Genomic DNA, 17,301 nt, shown 5'->3' with positions numbered 1-17,301 from the left:
AATCCGCAGGTAGCACGTTCCGGCAGGCGCCAGAACCCGGGCGGAGGTGCGGAGTCGGGCCGGGAGCGCATGGCAGGGCCGCACGCGCTCGGCAGGGCCGTCGCAGGGCTGAGGCGCCTCATCCCCGGGGGCTTGCCCGCCCTCGCGCCGTTGACGCGGCGGCTCGAGGCCGGTTAACCGCCTTTAACCGGGAGGCGGCATCATGAGCGAGACGGCGGACGGCACGGTTCTGTGCGAGCGGCGGGGCGCGGCCGGCCTCATCACCCTGAACCGGCCGAAGGCGCTCAACGCCCTCAACCTCGAGATGGTGCGTGCGCTTCGCGCCGCCCTCGACGCCTGGGCGGCGGATCCGGCGGTGACCCGGGTGGTGGTGCAGGGCGCCGGCGAGCGCGCCTTCTGCGCCGGCGGCGACATCCGCCGCATCCACGAGGAGGGGAGGGCGGGGCGTTACGCCGAGGCCGAGACCTTCTTCCGCGAGGAATACGAGCTCAACGCGCTGATCCAGCGCTACCCCAAGCCCTACGTCGCGCTGATCGACGGCATCGTGATGGGCGGCGGCGTCGGGGTGTCGCTGCACGGCTCGCACCGGGTCGCGGCCGAGCGCACGGCCTTCGCCATGCCGGAGACCGGCATCGGCTTCTTCCCCGACGTCGGCGCCACCTACGCCCTGCCGCGGCTGCCCGGCTTCGTCGGCACCTATCTGGCGCTCACCGGCGAGCGGATCGGCCAGGGCGACGTGCTCGCCTTCGGGCTCGCCACCCATGCGGCCCCGGCCGCCCGCTTCCCCGAGATCCGCGAGGCGCTCGCCGAGGGCGGGCCGGTCGAGGCGGCGATCGGTGCCGGTGAGGCGCCGGCTCCCGGGCCGGTCCATGCCGAGCGGGCGCTGATCGAGGCCTGCTTCTCGGCCGACGGCGTGCCCGCGGTGCTGGCGCGGCTCGACGCCGACGGCTCCGACTTCGCGCAGGCAACCGCCGCGACGATCCGCACCCGCTCGCCCACGAGCCTCACCCTGGCGCTGGCCCAGATGCGCCGCGGCGCCGGCCTGTCCTTCCCGGAGGCGATGCGGCTCGAATACCGCATCCTGTGCCGGATCCTGCGCGGGCACGACTTCTACGAGGGCGTACGCTCGGTGCTGATCGACCGCGACGGCAAGCCGGACTGGCAGCCCGCCACCCTGGAGGCGGTGCGGCCGGAGGAGGTCGAGGCCCATTTCGCGCCGATGCCCGGCGAGCCGAGCTTCACTTAGGCCATGCGCTCGCTCAGCAAGGTCCGCGGCGGCCCCCGGCGGGCCGTTCCCGAGGAGACGGCCGACCGCATCGAGCGCCGGGCCCCGCGGCCCGAGACGCGCTGGGACGTGGTGCTGGTCTGGCTGATGCGGGTCGTCGCCGTGGTCTGGATGGTCAAGGGCCTGAGCGCCTGGGCCGAGATCCTCGGCGCCCGCCCCAACGCCGCGCCGTTCGAGACCGCGCCGATCGGCCGGCAGGCGGTGATCGTCTATTTCGGCGTCATCGACCTCCTGGCGGCGGTGGGCCTGTGGCTCGCCACCGCCTGGGGCGGGGTCGTGTGGCTGCTCGCCGCCACCTCGGCGATCGTGCTCGCCCTGCTGACGCCGCAGCTCCTGCCGATGTCGCTCCCGAGCCTCGCCTTCGACAGCATGATCATCGTGGTCTACTTCGCGGTGTCCTGGCTCGCCTCGCGCGAACTACGCTGATCCTCAACCTTTCTCGAAAGTGAACGATCTGGTTCATCTTCGGTTTACCGACAGAGGTAAATCGAGAATTTATCCTGTCGTTTAAACTCACATTCACGGGGTCGGCCTAATTTGAACTCATAAGCGGAGCGGGACACACCGCCGAGCACCCCCGTACAGAGTGAGGCGTTCCGATGAAGACCCAGGCGACGAAGGTGGCGCAGACGATCTCCGCTCCCGAGACCGAGACCGCCGTGCGCCCCCACTACCTCGAGGCCCTCCACCTGGTGGAGCGCCTGCACCGCCGGCTCCTCGACGTGATCAAGGACGAGTTCGAGCGCCGCGGCCGCGAGGACGTCAACAGCGTCCAGGCGCTGCTGCTCTACAACATCGGCGACAAGGAGCTGACCGCAAGCGAGCTGCGCACCCGCGGCTACTACCTGGGCTCCAACGTCTCGTACAACGTCAAGAAGCTGGTCGAGACCGGCTACCTGCACCACGCCCGCTCGAAGACCGACCGCCGCTCGGTCCGCATCAGCCTCACCGACAAGGGCCGCGAGGTGCACGAGATCGTCCGCGGGCTCTACGACAAGCACGCCAAGACGATCCAGCCGATCGGCGGCATCTCGGAGGACGATTTCGGCCGCCTCAACCTGGCGCTCGCCCGCCTGGAGCGCTTCTGGACCGACCAGATCCGCTACCGCCTGTAAGGCGCCGTCGCGCGCTCCTCGGCGGCGATGAAGCCCTCCCTCCTCGTCCCGGAGCCGCGCAGCGGAGCCCGGGATGACCGGAAGGGCCGCAGCCCCGCCGGAGGGACCAAAGACGCCGCCGGATCCGTCGAGGGCGCGGCCCGGTGCCGCATTCGCGCAGACTACCGATGCCGAAGAAGCCCGCCTTGAACTTTCCCGATCGTTGACGGTCTCGCCGCGTCGAGATGTTCTACCTGATTTATTCGCGTTCGTCGGATTGCCACCGAAGTCGTTCATCCGGTATGATTGCGTCAATACGTACGTAATTCTCATGGGCGGCCGATGACAATCGATCGATCGAAGAAAGTTGCCTTGATCACCGGCGTGACAGGACAGGACGGAGCCTACCTGTCGGAGATCCTGCTGCGGAAGGGCTACGTCGTCCACGGCATCAAGCGCCGCTCGTCGTCGTTCAACACCGGGCGGATCGAGCACCTGTACCAGGATCCGCACGTCCTCGATCAGCGCTTCGTGCTGCATTACGGGGACATGACCGACTCGACCAACCTGATCCGGGTGATCCAGCAGGTTCAGCCGGACGAGATCTACAATCTGGCGGCGCAGAGCCACGTCCAGGTCAGCTTCGAGACCCCCGAATACACCGCCAATGCCGACGGCCTCGGCACGCTGCGGATCCTCGAGGCGATCCGGATCCTCGGGCTCACCCAGAAGACGCGCTTCTACCAGGCCTCGACCTCGGAGCTCTACGGGCTGGTCCAGCAGGTCCCGCAGAGCGAGACGACGCCGTTCTATCCGCGCAGCCCCTACGCCGCGGCCAAGCTCTACGCCTACTGGATCGTGGTGAACTACCGCGAGGCCTACGGCATGCACGCCTCGAACGGCATCCTGTTCAACCACGAGAGCCCGCTGCGCGGCGAGACCTTCGTGACCCGCAAGATCACCCGCGCGGTGGCGGCGATCCGGCACGGGCTCCAGGACACGCTCTACCTCGGCAACCTCGACGCCCGGCGCGACTGGGGCCATGCCCGCGAATACGCCCGCGGCATGTGGATGATGCTGCAGCAGGACGAGCCCGACGACTACGTGCTGGCGACCGGCGAGACGACCCTGGTGCGCGACTTCGTGACCGCCGCCTTCGCGCAGGCCGACATCGCCCTCGACTGGTCGGGCCACGGCGTCGAGGAGCGGGCGCGGTGCGCCCGCACCGGCCGGGTTCTCGTCGAGGTCGATCCGCGCTACTTCCGGCCGACCGAGGTCGACCTGCTGATCGGCGATCCGACCAAGGCGCGGGACAAGCTCGGCTGGACCCACGAGACGACATGGCGGGAGCTCTGCGCCGAGATGGTGCGCCACGACCTCGCGACCGTCGCCCGCGAGCAGCACCGCGATGCGGAGTATCGCCGCGATACGGAGTATCGCCGCCATGCCGAGTGACGTCCTCTTCCCGCTCGCCGGCAGGCGCGTCTGGGTCGCCGGGCACCGGGGCATGGTCGGAAGCGCGGTGGTCCGCCGGCTCGCCGGGGAGGGATGCGAGATCCTCACCGCCGACCGCGGCGCCGTCGACCTGACGCGCCAGGCCGAGACGGAGGCGTGGCTGGCCCAGGCCCGGCCCGATGCGATCGTGCTGGCGGCGGCCAAGGTCGGCGGCATCCTCGCCAACGCCACCTACCCGGCCGATTTCCTGTACGCCAACCTGATGATCGAGGCGAACGTCGTCGAGGCGGCGCGCCGCACCGGGGTCGCGAAGCTGCTCTTCCTCGGATCGAGCTGCATCTACCCGAAATTCGCCCCCCAGCCGATCGCCGAGGACGCCCTCATGACCGGGCCGCTCGAGCCGACGAACGAGTGGTACGCGGTCGCCAAGATCGCCGGGATCAAGCTCGCCCAGGCCTATCGCCGCCAGCACGGCTGCGACTTCATCGCGGCGATGCCGACCAACCTCTACGGGCCGGGGGACAATTTCGACCTCGCCGGCAGCCACGTCCTGCCGGCCCTGATCCGCAAGGCGCACGAGGCGAAGCGGCGCGGCGACGAGGAACTGGTGATCTGGGGTACCGGCACGCCGCGGCGCGAGTTCCTGCACGTCGACGATTGCGCCGACGCGCTGGTGTTCCTGCTCAAGACCTATTCCGCCGACGGGCACGTCAATGTCGGGTCGGGCACCGACATCGCGATCTACGACCTCGCCGAGATGGTCGCCGAGGTCGTGGGCTTCCGCGGGCGGATCGCCCGGGACGTCGCCAAGCCCGACGGCACCCCGCGCAAGCTGATGAGCGCCGAGGTGCTGCGGGGCATGGGATGGGCGCCGCGCATCCCGCTGCGGGACGGGATCCGTTCGGTCTACGCCTGGTTCCGGGAGAGCCGGGCCGACGAGGCCGCGTAGCCCGGCATCCGCGGCGCCCGGCCCGCGCGCCGCGGATGGATCAGTTCACGAAGGCCCGGCTGCGATTGTCCCTGGCCTGCACCGAGGCCATCGGCAGGCGGAAGACCCGGCGCTGGTGCTGGTCCTCGACCCGGAAGGCGCTGCGGCGCCAGTCGCAGGCGACCTCGCGGTCGCCGAGCAGGCCGGCCGCGAGTTTGGCCGCGACCTCCAGGGCGTCGGCCGGGCTCTGCAGCTCGACCCCCTCCGGGTCCATGATCAGGCGGTGCCCCGACTGGAAGTGGAAGAAATAGACGGTCATCACGGGCCCGGCGCCGATTCGTCAGCTTTTATGCCACAAAAAAATACAGGGCGCGATCCGGTCGCGGTTAGTCGCGCGATCTGAGAGAATCTTCAGGATTTCGCCGCCCCGTCCGGGTGTCGTATCTTGAAATAATTCCTGTGCCGCGAGCCGACGACTGTGGGTCATCTGACAGTCCGGTTGTCGCAGCCTGCCAATAAGAAAGCCGCCCGGAGGCGGCTCTCAAGGTCGTACCGACGGGCTGGTCTGATCAGGCGCGCAGGCGCGTCCGAACCTCGCCGAGGCTGCGGCGGACGAGGTCCTGCGCCGCATCCCCGCTGACCTTCTCCCGCAGGATCGTCTCGGAGACCCGCACGGCGGCCTCCGCCGCGGCGGCCCGCACGTCGGCGGCGGCCTGGGCCTCCGCCTGGGCGATCTTGGTCTCCGCCGCCTTGGTGCGGCGGGCGACGAACTCGTTCAGGCGGGCATGGCCCTCGGCCGCGGCCGCCTCGGCCTCGGCGCGGGCATTGGCGACGATCTCGGCGGCCTCGCGCTCGGCCTCGGCGCGGCGGCGCTTGAAATCCGCCAGGACGGCCTGGGCTTCCTCGCGCAGGCGACGGGCCTCGTCGAGTTCCTTGCGCACGCGGGCGCCGCGCTTGTCGAGCCCGCCGATGATCTGCTCGAACAGACCCATCTTCCAGGCGATGCCGCAGAACACCACGAAGGCGACCGCGACCCAGAACTCCGCATCGAACAGCATGATGGTGATCTCCTGCGGGGTCAGTGCACGGACAGCGGCCGCGGGGCGGCGACGCGGTCGTAGGCCGCCTCGACGGCGCCGCGCTCCGGCGCCTGGCCGGTGAGGCGCTCGACGATGGCGGTCGCGGCGTCGGCGGCGACCTCGCGCACGCTGCTCATCGCGGTGGCGGTGCGGGTGCGGATCTGGCCCTCGGCCTCGGCGAGCTTGGTCGCGAGATCGGCCTCGAGGGACTTGCGGCGGGTCTCGGCCTCGGAGGCGAGCTGCTCGCGGGTGGTCTGGGCGATGCCCTTGGCCTTGTCCTGGGCGTCCTTGAGCGCGCGCTCGTAGGTGTCGCGGGCGCTGTCGGCCTCGGCCTTGGCGCGGGCGGCCTGGTCGAGGTCGCCGGAGAGGCGGGTCTGCCGGTCGTGCAGGATGCCGGCGATCTGCGGCAGCGCGATCTTCGACATCAGGTAGTAGAGCAGGCCGAAGGCGAGCGCGAGCCAGAGGGTCTGCGCCGCGAAGGTGCTGCTCTCGAACGGCGGGAAGCCGCCGCCGTGCTCGGAGGCCGGCTCGTGAATGATCCCCTCCTTCAAGGGGGCGGGTGCGTGGGGCTGCGCCATGGTGTCGTCCGGGTGTGGGGGAGACGAAGCGCTCCCGCCGAGCGCTCGGCCGGGCCGGCCGTCGCGCCGCCACGCCTCAAGCTGGGGCGGCGGCTGCACGAAGTGGTGTCGGGGTGCCCTTAACGCACGCGCACCGGAGCCTCGTTTGAAGGCCCGGTGCGCGGGTGGACCACCTCTTTCGGTAATCCTCGCCGGATCAGACGGCGAACAGCAGCAGCAGCGCGACGAGCAGCGAGAAGATGCCCAGCGCCTCGGTCAGCGCGAAGCCGAGGAGCAGGTTGGCGCGCTGGCTGTCGGCCGCGGAGGGGTTGCGCAGGGCGCCGGCGAAGAACTGGCCGAACAGGTTGCCGAGGCCCATGGCGGCGCCCGCCATGCCGAGGCAGGCGAGGCCGGCGCCGATGTACTTCGCAGCAACGGGATCCATCGTGATGCTCCTAAGGTCGTCTAGTCGTCTGGCGGGTGGTATCCGGCCGCGACACGGCGAACCGGGGTGGGAAGCTCTTTGGGCTGATCGCGGGACGGGACGGGGCCTCGGACGAGGCCCGCGGTCCTTAGTGGCCCGGATGCAGGGCGTCGCTGAGGTAGATCGAGGTCAGCGTCGCGAAGACGTAGGCCTGCAGCACCGCGACCAGCATCTCCAGCGCCGTGACGGCGACCGAGAGGGCGAGGGGCAGGGGCGAGAGGATGCCCCAGACGCCGGCGGCGAGCAGGGCCGGGACGAAGCCCGCGAAGATCTTCAGCGCGATGTGGCCCGCCAGCATGTTGGCGAAGAGACGGACCGAGAGGCTGATCGGCCGCGAGATGAACGACACGACCTCGATCACCACGATCAGCGGCTTGAGCCAGCCCGGCACGCCGGGGGGCACGAACAGCCCGAGGAAGTGGGTGCCGTGGGCCATGAAGCCGTAGATCACCACGGTGAGGATCACCACCAGCGCCAGCATGAAGGTGACGATGATGTGGCTGGTCACCGCGAAGGCGTAGGGGATCATCCCGAACAGGTTCAGCAGCAGCACGAACATGAACAGGGAGAAGACCAGCGGCACGAACCGCTCGCTGCCGTGGCCGGCCGACTGGTGCACGGTCTGGCCGATGAACTCGTAGAACACCTCGGCCAGCGACTGCGCCCGGCCCGGCACCACCGCGCGGCTCTTCGTCGCCCAGATCGTCAGGAGCGCGATCAGCCCCACCGCCAGGAACATGTACAGCGCCGACTGGGTGAAGGCGATGTTCTGGTGGCCGATATGCCCGAACGAAACCAGCGGCTTCAGCTCGAACTGGTGGATCGGATCCATCTTGACGGCCATGCCGGTCCCGCCCCCTCGTGTGTCGCTGCCGCGGGTCTTCCCGCCGCGCTGCCAATCCGTGCAGGCGGATGCACGGCATCCACCGGATGATCAAGGCCCTGGCGGGCCTTTCTTCGTGTCCACGCTCGGAAAAAATCCGGAAACGCGCATCACGTTGTAAATTCCGGCTCCGAAGCCCAGGACGAGCAGGACGATCAGGCCCCAGGGCTTGGTGCCGAGGAGTCGATCGCAGCCCCAGCCGAGAAGGCCGCCCGCCAGGACGCCGGCCACGAATTCCGTGGACAGCCGCATGGCGATGCCGAGGGACGAAGGCCCGCCGCTCCCTTGACGCGACGAAGGATCGGGAGCCGCCGCGGGGCGCTTCCGGTCGATCTGCATCTCGAGACGCTTGAGCCTCGCGGAGAGGTCGTCGTCGGGGGAGGAGCCCTCACCGGTGCCGTCCTTCCCCCGCGGGTCGTTGCCGTTCATGGCGAAACCTCGCGCGTGAAGGATGACGAGATCCGGTCCGGCTACCCCCGTCGAGCGGGCGCACCATAGTTTCGCCCACCTTGGGTGTCAAGGCACCCCGGAGCCTCGGTAAGTCATTGGACTTTCGGCGGATTTCGCGCCGCACACAGGGCCCGGCGCGCGGCCGCGGTCAAACCGTCTCGGCCAGCCGCTCGGCGGTCGCGAGGTCGACCGAGACGAGCTGCGACACCCCCCGCTCGGCCATCGTCACGCCGAACAGCCGGTCCATCCGCGCCATGGTGATCGGGTTGTGGGTGATGACGATGAAGCGGGTGTCGGTGTCGCGCGCCATCGCCGCGAGCAGGTCGCAGTAGCGCTCGACGTTGGCGTCGTCGAGGGGCGCGTCGACCTCGTCGAGGACGCAGACCGGCGACGGGTTGGTGAGGAACACCGCGAAGATCAGCGCGGTCGCCGTCAGGGCCTGCTCGCCGCCGGAGAGCAGCGTCATCGTCTGCGGCTTCTTGCCCGGCGGCCGGGCCAGGATGTCGAGCCCCGCCTCCAGGGGATCGTCCGAATCGACGAGGGTCAGCTCGGCGGTGCCGCCGCCGAACAGCGTCGTGAACAGCCGCTCGAAATGCCCGTTCACCGCCGTGAAGGCGGCGAGCAGGCGCTCGCGCCCCTCGCGGTTGAGGCTCTGGATCGCGCCGCGCAGGCGCCGGATCGCCTCGATCAGCTCGTCGCGCTCGCGCCCGAGCTCGTCGCGCCGCCCCTCGGTCTCGCGCAGTTCCTCCTCGGCGCGCAGGTTCACGGCGCCGAGCCGGTCGCGGTCGGCCTTGAGCGCCGCGGCCTCGGCCTCGACCGCCGCCGCCTCCGGCAGGGGATCGCCGGGTGTCGCGCCGGCCAATCCGAACAGGCCTTCCGGGGTGGTCTCAAGGCCATCGGCGATCGCCCGGACGACCTCGGCGAGGCGCCGCTCCAGGGCCTCGTGCGCGGCGGCCGCCGCCGCGCGCGTCTCGCGGGCCTCCGCGAAGGCGTCGAGGGCTCGGCGCGCCCGCGCCTCGGCCTCGGCCAGGGTCGCCTCGCCGTCGGCGAGGAGCCCGCCGGCCCGCGCCCGGGCGGCGGCCGCCGCCTCGGTCGCGACCGTCAGCCGCCGGCGCTCCTCGGCGAAGGTCTCGGGCGCCTCGGCGAGTTCCGCCTGCTCCTCCTCGGCCGCGGCCAGCCGGTCCTCGAGTTCCTCGAGCACGGCGTCCGCCCGCTCGGCCCGCTCCTGCCAGCGCGCCCGGTCGGCGGCGAGGGCGGCGCGGCGGGCCGCCGCCTCCTCGGCGGCGCGGGCGAGCGCGAGGCGCGCGGCCCGGGCCTCGGCGGCGAGGAGGCGCTGCGCCTCGGCCTCGCGGCGGGCGGCATCGAGTCGCGCGCTCAGGTCGTCCGGCTCGTCGAGGGCGGCCAGCGCCTCCTCCGCGGATTCGGCCCGGGCTGCCGCCTCCTCGGCATCGGCGGCGATCCGCCCATGCGCCTCGGCCAGGGCCGTCCGGCGGGCGGCGGCCTCGGCCTCCCGGCGCTCGGCGTGGCTCAGGGTCTCGCGGGCGCCGTCGAGGGTGCGGCGGGCGAGCCGCACGCCCTCGGCGGCGCGCAGCTCCGCGGCGGCCGCCTCCTGCGCCCGGGCCTGGAGCGCGTCGTGGGTCTCGCGGGCGGCCTCCGCCCGGTCCCGGGCGAGCGCCGCCGCCTCGTGCAGCGTGTCGAGGCGGTTGCGCTCCGACAGCCGCCGCGCCGCCGGCCGCGGCGCTTCCGCCGCAGCGGTGAAGCCGTCCCAGCGGGTGAGGTCGCCGCGCTTCGTGACGAGGCGCTGACCCGGATGCAGGTGCTCGCGCAGAGCCGCGGCGTCCTCGCTCGCGACCAGCCCGACCTGTCGCAGGCGGCGGGCGAGGGCCGGCGGGCCGGTGACCACGTCGGCGAGCGGCCGGGCACCTTCAGGCAGGGCCGGATCGGTGCCGGGATCGGGGATGACCGTCCAGCGGGTCGGGGCCTCCGGGTCGGTCGCGGCGTCGAGATCGTCGCCGAGGGCCGCGGCCAGGGCAGCCTCGTAGCCTGCCGCGACGGTCAGCGCGTCGAGGATCGGCGGGAAGCGCGCCTCCGCCACCGGTGCCACCAGGCGGGCGAGGGTGCGGGCCTCGGTGTCGAGCCGCGCCGCCTCGCGCTCCGCGGCCGCCAGGACCGGCCGGCCCCGTGCCTCGGCGTCGCGCGCCTCGGCCACGGCGTCGCGAGCGGCGGCTGCGGCCTCCTCGGCGCTCTCGGCGGCCGCCTTGGCCTCGTCATGGGCCTCGTGCAGGGCGGCGAGCCGCTCCGTCCCGGCGTCGCCGGCGGCGGCGGCCTCGCGGGCGAGGCGGGCCTGCTCGGCGGACAGCCGCCCGGCCCGGGCGCGCTCGTCCGACGCGGAGCGGATCAGGGCGCTGCGGCGCGCGGCGTGCTCGGCCTGCGCGCCTTGCGCGGCCGACAGCGCCGCCTCGGCGGTGGCGAGGCGGGCCTCCGCCTCGGTCGCCCGGGCCTCGGCGGAGGAGCGCGCCGCCTCGCCGTCATCGGCCCCGGCCAGGGCGGCGGCCTCGCCGTCGAGGCGCTCCAGGGTGGTGCGCGCATCGTCCCGGGAGGCGGTCTCGCGGGCGAGGTCGCGGCGCAGGTCGGCGATCCGGCGGCCGAGGTCGCGCAGGCGCTCGGCGCTGCGGCGCTCCTGCGCCTCGAGCTGCGCCGCCGCCAGGGTCAGGCGCTGCAGGTCCTCCGCCGCGGCGCCTTCCGCCTCGCGCAGGCGCGGCAGGGCGGCGGCGGCGATCCCTTGCGCGGTCGCGGATTCGACCTGCTCGGCCTGCGCCGCCGCCAGCCGGTCGAGGGCCTGGGCGAGCGCTCCTTGCGCGGCCAGCACCTCGCGGCGGGCCTGCGTGTGTCCGATCAGCAGCAGCAGCGCCTCGTGGCGGCGGATCTCGGCGGCGATCGCCCGGTAGCGCTGGGCCGAGCGGGCCTGGCGGCGCAGCGAATCGACGCCGGCGGTGATCGCCGTCAGCACGTCCTCGACGCGGGCGAGGTTGTCCTCCGCCGCCCGGAGGCGCAATTCGGCCTCGTGCCGGCGGGCATGCAGGCCGCCGATGCCGGCGGCGTCCTCCAGGATGCGCCGCCGCGCCTGGGGCTTGGCCGCGATCAGCTCCGCCACCTGGCCCTGGCGCACCATGGCGGGGGAGCGGGCGCCGGTCGCCGCGTCGGCGAACATCAGCTGCACGTCGCGGGCCCGGACCTCGCGGCCGTTGACCCGGTAGGTCGAGCCGGCGCCCCGGTCGATGCGGCGCGACACCTCGAGCAGGTCGGCGGCGTTGAAGGCGGCGGGCGCCGTGCGGGCGCCGTTGTCGAGGCTGAGGGTCACTTCCGCGTGCGAGCGTCCGGCCCGCCCGCCCGAGCCTGAGAAGATCACGTCGTCCATGCCGGAGGCCCGCATGCTCTTGTGCGAGCTCTCCCCCATCACCCAGCGCAGGGCCTCGACGAGGTTCGACTTGCCGCAGCCGTTCGGCCCGATCACCCCGGTCAGCCCGGGCTCGATCAGGAACTCGCTCGGCTCGACGAAGGTCTTGAAGCCGACGATGCGCAGGCGCGTGAATTTCATGGGGTGGCGCGGTGCGCGGGTTTCCCCCTCCCCCGCAGAGGGGGGAGGGGAGGTGCTTCACTGTCTCGGCGAAGAGGGACCGCATGCCGTCCCGTCGCTACGCCCCCACGATCGGCTTGATCACCTTCTCCATGCCCTCGATCGTCATCTCGCCCTGGTACTTCTGGCCGTTGATGAAGAAGGTCGGCGTGGCGTTGACCTTGAACACCGTCATCGCCTTCTCCTTCACGGCGTTGACCGCGTCGTAGAGCTTCTGGTCCTTCAGGGTCGCCTCGAACTTCTCCTTCGAGAAGCCGGCCTGGCGCATCATCTGCTCGAGGGCGTCGAGGGGCTTCGGCACGAAGGCCCAGTTCGCCTGCTGGTCGAACAGCATGTCGGTGATCGGGTAGTAGCGCGCCGCGTTGTCGGCCCGGGCCAGCATGAAGGCCGCGGTGGCGAGCGGGTCGAGGGGGAATTCCCGCAGGGTGAAGCGCACCTTGCCGGTGTCGATCCAGCGCTCCTTGAGCGCCGGCCAGGTCGTCGCGTGGAAGGCGGCGCAGTGCGAGCAGGTCATCGAGGCGTACTCGATGATGGTGCAGCGGGCGGTGTCGGGCCCGAGCCAGACGTCCCCGAGGGGGCCGGGCTGCATCAGGCCGTCCACCACCGGCCCTTGGGCGAGAGCGCGGAACGGCAGGGCCGGGGCGAGCAGGGCCGCGCCGAGGGCCGAGCCGGTGAGTGTCAGGGCCTCGCGACGGGTGAGCATGGCAGGCGTCCTCGTGGAGGGTGCGGGAGGGTCCGCGGTCGTCAGTGCGGTAGAATCCCGGCCGCCTCGTGGCAAGCAGCCTGCGCATCAACTTCCTTTGTGCCGTCGCGGGCTGCGACGGCGTCCGGCGCATGGGCGCCGGCGCCCGGTCGGGCCCGCGCCCGCGGAATGCCCGCGGAATGCGCGCGGGCGATCGCGCGTCAGCGCGAGCGCTGCGCGCCCAGGACCGCGAGGCCGAGGCGGTCGAGGGCGTCGCGGAGCGCCGCCTCGCTCACCGTGGAGACGGCCAGGGCCACCTCGCCGCGGCGCACCGGGTCGAGGGGCGGGGGGGCGGCCTTCCGGCGCTGGGCCTGGGCGACCCGGTCCTGGCGCATCCGGATCTTGCCGACGCAGGCCCAGCCGTAATGGCGGTTGATGCGCTCGATCACCAGCGGCCCGAGATGCTGGAGCTCGAGGGCGAAGGCGCCCTCGACCCGCACCGTCAGGGTTCCGGGCTCGGGCCGCTCGCGCGTGGCTCCGCGCCGGCGCGACCATTCGAGCTTCTCCGGCTGGCAGGCCTTGGCCAGCCGCTCGCCGACGATCTCGGCCCAGGAGGCCAGGATGTCGGTCGAGGCGAAGCCCTGCGCCGCGAAGACGGGGCCGAGGGACCGCTCGATCAGCTCGCTCAAGGGTTTGGGCCGCGCCATCGCCCGTCCGTCCTGGTGGATCGCCGTGTCCGGCGTGACGCCTCGACCGATAGAGCCGTCGCGTGAGGGAATGCTTAACCCTCGAACCCCACGCTGGCCAGGATCGCTTCCGACGGCGACGGCATGCGAAATCCCGCTCCCGCCGTCGCGGAAAACCGGGTAAGGCGGACCGCATGGTAGCGCCCGCCGCGTCGCATTCGAGGCCGGATGCCGCCGACCTCCTGGTCTGGTACGACCGCCACCGCCGCGCGCTGCCCTGGCGCGCGCTGCCCGGCGTCGCGCCCGACCCGTACCGGGTCTGGCTCTCCGAGATCATGCTGCAGCAGACCACGGTCGCTGCGGTGAAGCCCTACTTCGCCCGCTTCCTGGAGCGCTTCCCGACCGTCGAGGCCCTGGCGGCGGCGCCGGAAGAGGCCGTGATGGGCGCCTGGGCCGGCCTCGGCTACTATTCGCGCGCCCGCAACCTGCATGCCTGCGCGAAGGCGGTGGCGGAGGCCGGCCGCTTCCCCGACACGGTGGACGGCCTGAGGAAGCTGCCGGGAATCGGCGCCTACACGGCAGGCGCCATCGCGGCGATCGCCTTCGACCGGCCGGCGGCGGCGGTGGACGGCAACGTCGAGCGGGTGGTGTCGCGGCTCTACGCGATCGAGACGCCGATCCCCGCCGCCCGCCCCGAGATCCGCCGCCTCGCGGAAAGCCTGGTGCCGGACAAGCGCCCCGGCGACTTCGCGCAAGCCGTGATGGATCTCGGCGCCACGCTCTGCACCCCGAAGCGGCCGGCCTGCGCGCTCTGCCCCTGGATGCAGCCGTGCCGCGCCCGGGCCGAGGGCCTGCAGGAGACGTTTCCGCGCAAGGTGAAGAAGGTGGCGGGGGCCCTTCGCCGCGGTGCCGCCTTCGTGGTCTTGCGGGCCGGCGACGACGCGGTGCTCCTGCGCACCCGTCCGCCGGAGGGGCTGCTCGGCGCGATGGCCGAGCCGCCGACGAGCGAGTGGCGGGCCGATTACGACCCGGCCCAAGCGCTGCTGGACGCCCCCCTCGACGCGCGCTGGAAGCGGCTGCCGGGAAGCGTGCGCCACGTCTTCACGCATTTCCCGCTCGAGCTCACGGTGTTCCTCGCCCGGGTCGCCGCCGGCACGCCGGCCCCCGAGGGCATGCGGTTCACCCCCCGCGCCGGCCTCGAGGCCGAGCCGCTGCCCGGCGCGATGAAGAAGGTGCTGGCCCACGCCCTCGAGCAGAAGCTGGCGGCGCCTCCGCCCGCCCCCGCGCCTCCGCCGCCGCCCGACCTCGCGACGCTCCCCGAGCCCGAGGCGCCGCCGCGGCGGGCGCCGCTGCCGAAGGTGCTCTCGCGCCGCCCGGCCTCGGCCGCCCCGGTGGTCAAGGCGCGGGGGCGGCCGAAGGGGAGCTGAGGCGGGTCAGGCGCTTGCGGCGAGCCAGGCCTTGAAGCGGCGGGCGAAGTCGTTGGCGGCGCGGTCGAACTGATCGTCCATGCCGCCGGCCGTGAGCGCCCCGTCGACGACCACGCCGAGCACGCCCTGGCCGGCCGGCCGCATGCCCTGGTCGCCGGAATAGGTGCTCAGGACCGCGCCGGTGCGGGCATCGACGATCTCGATCGTGGCGCGGACGGTCGGCGAGCCGCCGATGAGGATGCGCTGGGCCGCCGACGGGATGTCGGCCGCGACCAGGGTGACCACGAGCCGGGCCGGGCGCGCGCCGTCCGGTCGGGAGGCCAGCGCCCGCTCCACGGCCGCCTTGAGGCGCCGTCCGGCGAGATCGCGGATGTAGCCTTGAGCCTCCGGCGTCCGCACCAGCGCCGGGTCGGTCAGCGACAGGTTGCGGCTGCGCAGGTACTCGTCCTCGGCGCCGGTCCAGTTGATCGCCGCACCGGCGGTCCGGACCTCGATGCCGGTGAAGCGCAGCTGCGCCGTGTCGGCGAGCGACAGGCGGTTGGGCGCCACCGTGTTGCACGCGGCCACGCACAGGCTCGCCAGCACGGCGAGCACCCACGACCATCGACCCATCGCTGAAACCCCTCCCGCTTCCCGCGCCGCCTGGCGCGGTCGCAGAGAGCGTGGGGTGACTGACGCAAGGTCAATCGACAAGCGGGATGTTTCTGTTTCGTTAACCGAGGCGGTGCCCGTGGCCGCAGGGCCACAGGCTCTCGACCGTCGTGGCAGTCGTCAGGCGGCGGAACCCATCCCGGCCCGCATCGTGCCGCGGAAGTCGTCGATGCAGACGAGCTTGCCGCCGCGCTCGGCGTGCCAGAAGGTCCAGCCGTTGCAGGCCGGCAGGCCTTGCACGAGGGCGCCGATCTTGTGGATCGAGCCCGAGGCGGGGCCGACCCCCAGCGTGCCGTCGGGGCGGACCAGGGCCTTGTGGCGGCGTCGCTCGTCGGTGAGCGTCTCGCCGGCCCGGACGTGGCCGGCCTCGAGCAGGCTCAGGAAGGGCACCCGCGGCTCGGCGCGCTTCGTCGGCGCGGTGAGGAGGGCGGCGCGCGACAGGGGTTCGATGCCGGCGATGCGCGCGCGGGCGGCGGCCGCGTAGGCCGGCTCCTGCTCGATGCCGATGAAGTGCCGGCCGAGCCGCTTGGCGACCGCCCCGGTGGTGCCGGTGCCGAAGAACGGGTCGAGCACCACGTCGCCGGGATTGGACGACGACAGGATGGTGCGGGCGAGCAGCGCCTCGGGCTTCTGGGTCGGGTGCAGTTTCCGCCCGTCGTCGCCCTTCAGGCGCTCGTCGCCGGTGCAGAGCGGGATGAACCAGTCCGAGCGCATCTGAAGGTCGTCGTTGCCGCCCTTCAGCGCCTCGTAATGGAAGGTGTAGCCCTTCTGCTCGCTGCGCGAGGCCCAGATCAGGGTCTCGTGGGCGTTGGTGAAGCGCTTGCCGCGGAAGTTCGGCATCGGGTTGGCCTTGCGCCACACGATGTCGTTCAGGATCCAGAAACCAAGATCCTGCAACGCGCTGCCGACGCGGAAGATGTTGTGGTACGACCCGATCACCCAGAGGGTGGCGGTCGGCTTCATCACCCGGCGGCAGGCGGCGAGCCAGGCGCGGGTGAAGGTGTCGTAGGCCTCGAAGCTGGCGAACTGGTCCCAGTCGTCGTCGACCGCGTCGACGGTGCTCTGGTCCGGACGCAGCAGGGCGCCGGCACCGAGCTGGAGGTTGTAGGGCGGATCCGCGAAGACCAGGTCGACACTGGCCGGCGGCAGCCGCTCGAGGGCGCTGAGGCAATCCCCGAGGATGACCTCGTCCAGGGGAAGGCGCTGTGCGGGGGTAACGAGACCCATCCGCGGCGCCGACACCACTCGCCCGGTACGCGAGACCTGATTCCGGGCGGCGGTGCCGGCGACCGCGGTACGCGGGGAAGCCATGGCAAACACCGGTTACGCGACTGACACCCAGACATTGCGACGGCTACGGTAAAGGTCACGTTTCCCGCAGACACGATTTGCGTCTCGAAATGGGGCTGCAGTTCTTGCCGGGTGGGCGCCTGGACCGAACCATCCGTTAATGAAAGGCTACGATCGGCGGGCTCGACGGGGCTTGATCGGTCCGAGGGTGTCCGCGCGGGCATCCGTCGTGCTTGAGCGTCTTCATCATCGCCGAAAGCGGCGCCGGCTTCCCGCTCCCCGCCCGCGCCGGGGCTGTGCGGGGAAAAGACGAAGCGCGAGCTTTTTCCCTCCCCCCGCAGAGGCAGGGCTGTCCGGGGAAAGGAGGAGCGCGGGATCCCCGCTCCAGGCGATGCCGGGCTTGCCCGGTATCGCTGCAAGGTGTGGGAGAGGGGTAGGGGCGATCGAAGATCGCGCAGGGTGACACGGTTCTGAGTCTAGCTCCGAACGTCCCGCTGCCAGCACGACGCGCAGAGCTTTACACGGGCGCGTGTCACCCTCACCCCCTACCCCTCTCCCACACGGGAGAGGGGAGACGCGCCCCTTCTTTTCCCAGGACAGCCCTGCCGCAGAGGGGGAGGGAAAAGCCCGCGCCCCGCGCGCCGACGCCCCGCTCCGACCCGGCGCCGCCCGCCCGCCCCCGTCGCATCTCGCGAATGCTGAAAACCCCGAAT

General features: G+C 72.3%; 17 protein-coding genes. 6 read left to right on the top strand and 11 right to left on the bottom strand.

All coding sequences use genetic code 11. The annotated features are described in order from the left end of the window. Positions 1–202 precede the first annotated feature (202 nt). From A5481_RS22805 to fcl, 5 genes are all read left to right on the top strand, one after another. Positions 203–1,246 (top strand): enoyl-CoA hydratase/isomerase family protein, encoded by a 1,044-nt coding sequence (locus tag A5481_RS22805; protein WP_048436626.1) that lies wholly within the window; start codon positions 203–205, stop codon positions 1,244–1,246. Between the two features lie 3 nt (positions 1,247–1,249). Next, positions 1,250–1,711 carry a DUF6163 family protein gene (locus A5481_RS22800; RefSeq protein WP_048436625.1) on the top strand — a complete coding sequence of 154 codons (462 nt, stop codon included), beginning with the start codon at positions 1,250–1,252 and terminating at the stop codon, positions 1,709–1,711. Positions 1,712–1,884: 173 nt separating this feature from the next. After that, complete coding sequence (gene ldtR, locus A5481_RS22795) at positions 1,885–2,400, top strand: transcriptional regulator LdtR (protein ID WP_048436624.1); 516 nt, start codon at positions 1,885–1,887, stop codon at positions 2,398–2,400. A gap of 321 nt (positions 2,401–2,721) precedes the next feature. Beyond that, entirely contained in the window at positions 2,722–3,834 is a 1,113-nt protein-coding gene (gene gmd / locus A5481_RS22790; RefSeq protein ID WP_048436623.1) for a GDP-mannose 4,6-dehydratase, read from the top strand. Then, positions 3,824–4,783 (top strand): GDP-L-fucose synthase, encoded by a 960-nt coding sequence (fcl, locus tag A5481_RS22785; protein ID WP_048436622.1) that lies wholly within the window; start codon positions 3,824–3,826, stop codon positions 4,781–4,783. Before gmd ends, fcl begins: the two co-directional genes overlap by 11 nt. Before the next feature lie 40 nt (positions 4,784–4,823). Here the strand turns inward: fcl and A5481_RS22780 are convergent, their stop codons facing one another. The 9 genes from A5481_RS22780 to A5481_RS22740 all read right to left on the bottom strand — a co-directional run bounded on the left by A5481_RS22780 (position 4,824) and on the right by A5481_RS22740 (position 13,241). Further along, positions 4,824–5,081 (bottom strand): DUF6894 family protein, encoded by a 258-nt coding sequence (locus A5481_RS22780; RefSeq protein ID WP_048436621.1) that lies wholly within the window; start codon positions 5,079–5,081, stop codon positions 4,824–4,826. A 250-nt stretch (positions 5,082–5,331) separates the two neighbouring features. After that, the gene (locus A5481_RS22775) at positions 5,332–5,817 is read right to left on the bottom strand and encodes a F0F1 ATP synthase subunit B family protein (protein WP_156312091.1); all 486 of its coding nucleotides are present in this window, start codon (positions 5,815–5,817) and stop codon (positions 5,332–5,334) included. 23 nt (positions 5,818–5,840) lie between these two features. After that, the gene (locus tag A5481_RS22770) at positions 5,841–6,419 is read right to left on the bottom strand and encodes a F0F1 ATP synthase subunit B family protein (protein ID WP_048436619.1); all 579 of its coding nucleotides are present in this window, start codon (positions 6,417–6,419) and stop codon (positions 5,841–5,843) included. A 196-nt stretch (positions 6,420–6,615) separates the two neighbouring features. Beyond that, the gene (locus tag A5481_RS22765; RefSeq protein ID WP_048436618.1) at positions 6,616–6,843 is read right to left on the bottom strand and encodes a F0F1 ATP synthase subunit C; all 228 of its coding nucleotides are present in this window, start codon (positions 6,841–6,843) and stop codon (positions 6,616–6,618) included. Positions 6,844–6,970: 127 nt separating this feature from the next. Further along, a complete protein-coding gene (locus A5481_RS22760) occupies positions 6,971–7,726 on the bottom strand; it encodes a F0F1 ATP synthase subunit A (RefSeq protein WP_048430691.1) in 756 nt (251 codons plus the stop codon). A gap of 90 nt (positions 7,727–7,816) precedes the next feature. Further along, complete coding sequence (locus A5481_RS22755; RefSeq protein ID WP_048436617.1) at positions 7,817–8,194, bottom strand: AtpZ/AtpI family protein; 378 nt, start codon at positions 8,192–8,194, stop codon at positions 7,817–7,819. Positions 8,195–8,363: 169 nt separating this feature from the next. Then, positions 8,364–11,813: a chromosome segregation protein SMC gene (gene smc / locus A5481_RS22750; protein WP_048436616.1), complete on the bottom strand. Its 3,450-nt coding sequence runs from the start codon at positions 11,811–11,813 to the stop codon at positions 8,364–8,366. A 97-nt stretch (positions 11,814–11,910) separates the two neighbouring features. Then, positions 11,911–12,555, bottom strand: coding sequence for a DsbA family protein (locus A5481_RS22745; RefSeq protein ID WP_048436615.1), 645 nt, complete (start codon positions 12,553–12,555; stop codon positions 11,911–11,913). Positions 12,556–12,755: 200 nt separating this feature from the next. Beyond that, complete coding sequence (locus A5481_RS22740; RefSeq protein ID WP_048436614.1) at positions 12,756–13,241, bottom strand: DUF721 domain-containing protein; 486 nt, start codon at positions 13,239–13,241, stop codon at positions 12,756–12,758. Positions 13,242–13,414: 173 nt separating this feature from the next. Between A5481_RS22740 and mutY the strand changes: the two genes are divergently transcribed. Beyond that, complete coding sequence (mutY, locus tag A5481_RS22735; protein ID WP_064504320.1) at positions 13,415–14,647, top strand: A/G-specific adenine glycosylase; 1,233 nt, start codon at positions 13,415–13,417, stop codon at positions 14,645–14,647. 6 nt (positions 14,648–14,653) lie between these two features. Here the strand turns inward: mutY and A5481_RS22730 are convergent, their stop codons facing one another. Beyond that, positions 14,654–15,259, bottom strand: coding sequence for a hypothetical protein (locus tag A5481_RS22730; RefSeq protein ID WP_156312129.1), 606 nt, complete (start codon positions 15,257–15,259; stop codon positions 14,654–14,656). Between the two features lie 159 nt (positions 15,260–15,418). Beyond that, positions 15,419–16,609 (bottom strand): site-specific DNA-methyltransferase, encoded by a 1,191-nt coding sequence (locus A5481_RS22725; protein WP_082173555.1) that lies wholly within the window; start codon positions 16,607–16,609, stop codon positions 15,419–15,421. Positions 16,610–17,301 lie beyond the last annotated feature (692 nt).

This window comes from Methylobacterium platani, assembly GCF_001653715.1.
GTDB classification, from domain to species: Bacteria; Pseudomonadota; Alphaproteobacteria; order Rhizobiales; family Beijerinckiaceae; genus Methylobacterium; species Methylobacterium platani.
Note: the sequence above shows the minus strand (reverse complement) of the source record. Positions and strands in the feature narration are given on the sequence as shown.

What these genes read in the sequence shown, in the direction of transcription:
- A5481_RS22805 (WP_048436626.1), top strand. Translation starts at nt 203, where the DNA reads ATGAGCGAGACGGCGGACGGCACGGTTCTGTGCGAGCGGCGGGGCGCG.
- A5481_RS22800 (WP_048436625.1), top strand. Translation starts at nt 1,250, where the DNA reads ATGCGCTCGCTCAGCAAGGTCCGCGGCGGCCCCCGGCGGGCCGTTCCC.
- ldtR (WP_048436624.1), top strand. Translation starts at nt 1,885, where the DNA reads ATGAAGACCCAGGCGACGAAGGTGGCGCAGACGATCTCCGCTCCCGAG.
- gmd (WP_048436623.1), top strand. Translation starts at nt 2,722, where the DNA reads ATGACAATCGATCGATCGAAGAAAGTTGCCTTGATCACCGGCGTGACA.
- fcl (WP_048436622.1), top strand. Translation starts at nt 3,824, where the DNA reads ATGCCGAGTGACGTCCTCTTCCCGCTCGCCGGCAGGCGCGTCTGGGTC.
- A5481_RS22780 (WP_048436621.1), bottom strand. Translation starts at nt 5,081, where the DNA reads ATGACCGTCTATTTCTTCCACTTCCAGTCGGGGCACCGCCTGATCATG.
- A5481_RS22770 (WP_048436619.1), bottom strand. Translation starts at nt 6,419, where the DNA reads ATGGCGCAGCCCCACGCACCCGCCCCCTTGAAGGAGGGGATCATTCAC.
- A5481_RS22765 (WP_048436618.1), bottom strand. Translation starts at nt 6,843, where the DNA reads ATGGATCCCGTTGCTGCGAAGTACATCGGCGCCGGCCTCGCCTGCCTC.
- A5481_RS22760 (WP_048430691.1), bottom strand. Translation starts at nt 7,726, where the DNA reads ATGGCCGTCAAGATGGATCCGATCCACCAGTTCGAGCTGAAGCCGCTG.
- A5481_RS22755 (WP_048436617.1), bottom strand. Translation starts at nt 8,194, where the DNA reads ATGAACGGCAACGACCCGCGGGGGAAGGACGGCACCGGTGAGGGCTCC.
- smc (WP_048436616.1), bottom strand. Translation starts at nt 11,813, where the DNA reads ATGAAATTCACGCGCCTGCGCATCGTCGGCTTCAAGACCTTCGTCGAG.
- A5481_RS22745 (WP_048436615.1), bottom strand. Translation starts at nt 12,555, where the DNA reads ATGCTCACCCGTCGCGAGGCCCTGACACTCACCGGCTCGGCCCTCGGC.
- A5481_RS22740 (WP_048436614.1), bottom strand. Translation starts at nt 13,241, where the DNA reads ATGGCGCGGCCCAAACCCTTGAGCGAGCTGATCGAGCGGTCCCTCGGC.
- mutY (WP_064504320.1), top strand. Translation starts at nt 13,415, where the DNA reads ATGGTAGCGCCCGCCGCGTCGCATTCGAGGCCGGATGCCGCCGACCTC.
- A5481_RS22730 (WP_156312129.1), bottom strand. Translation starts at nt 15,259, where the DNA reads ATGGGTCGATGGTCGTGGGTGCTCGCCGTGCTGGCGAGCCTGTGCGTG.
- A5481_RS22725 (WP_082173555.1), bottom strand. Translation starts at nt 16,609, where the DNA reads ATGGCTTCCCCGCGTACCGCGGTCGCCGGCACCGCCGCCCGGAATCAG.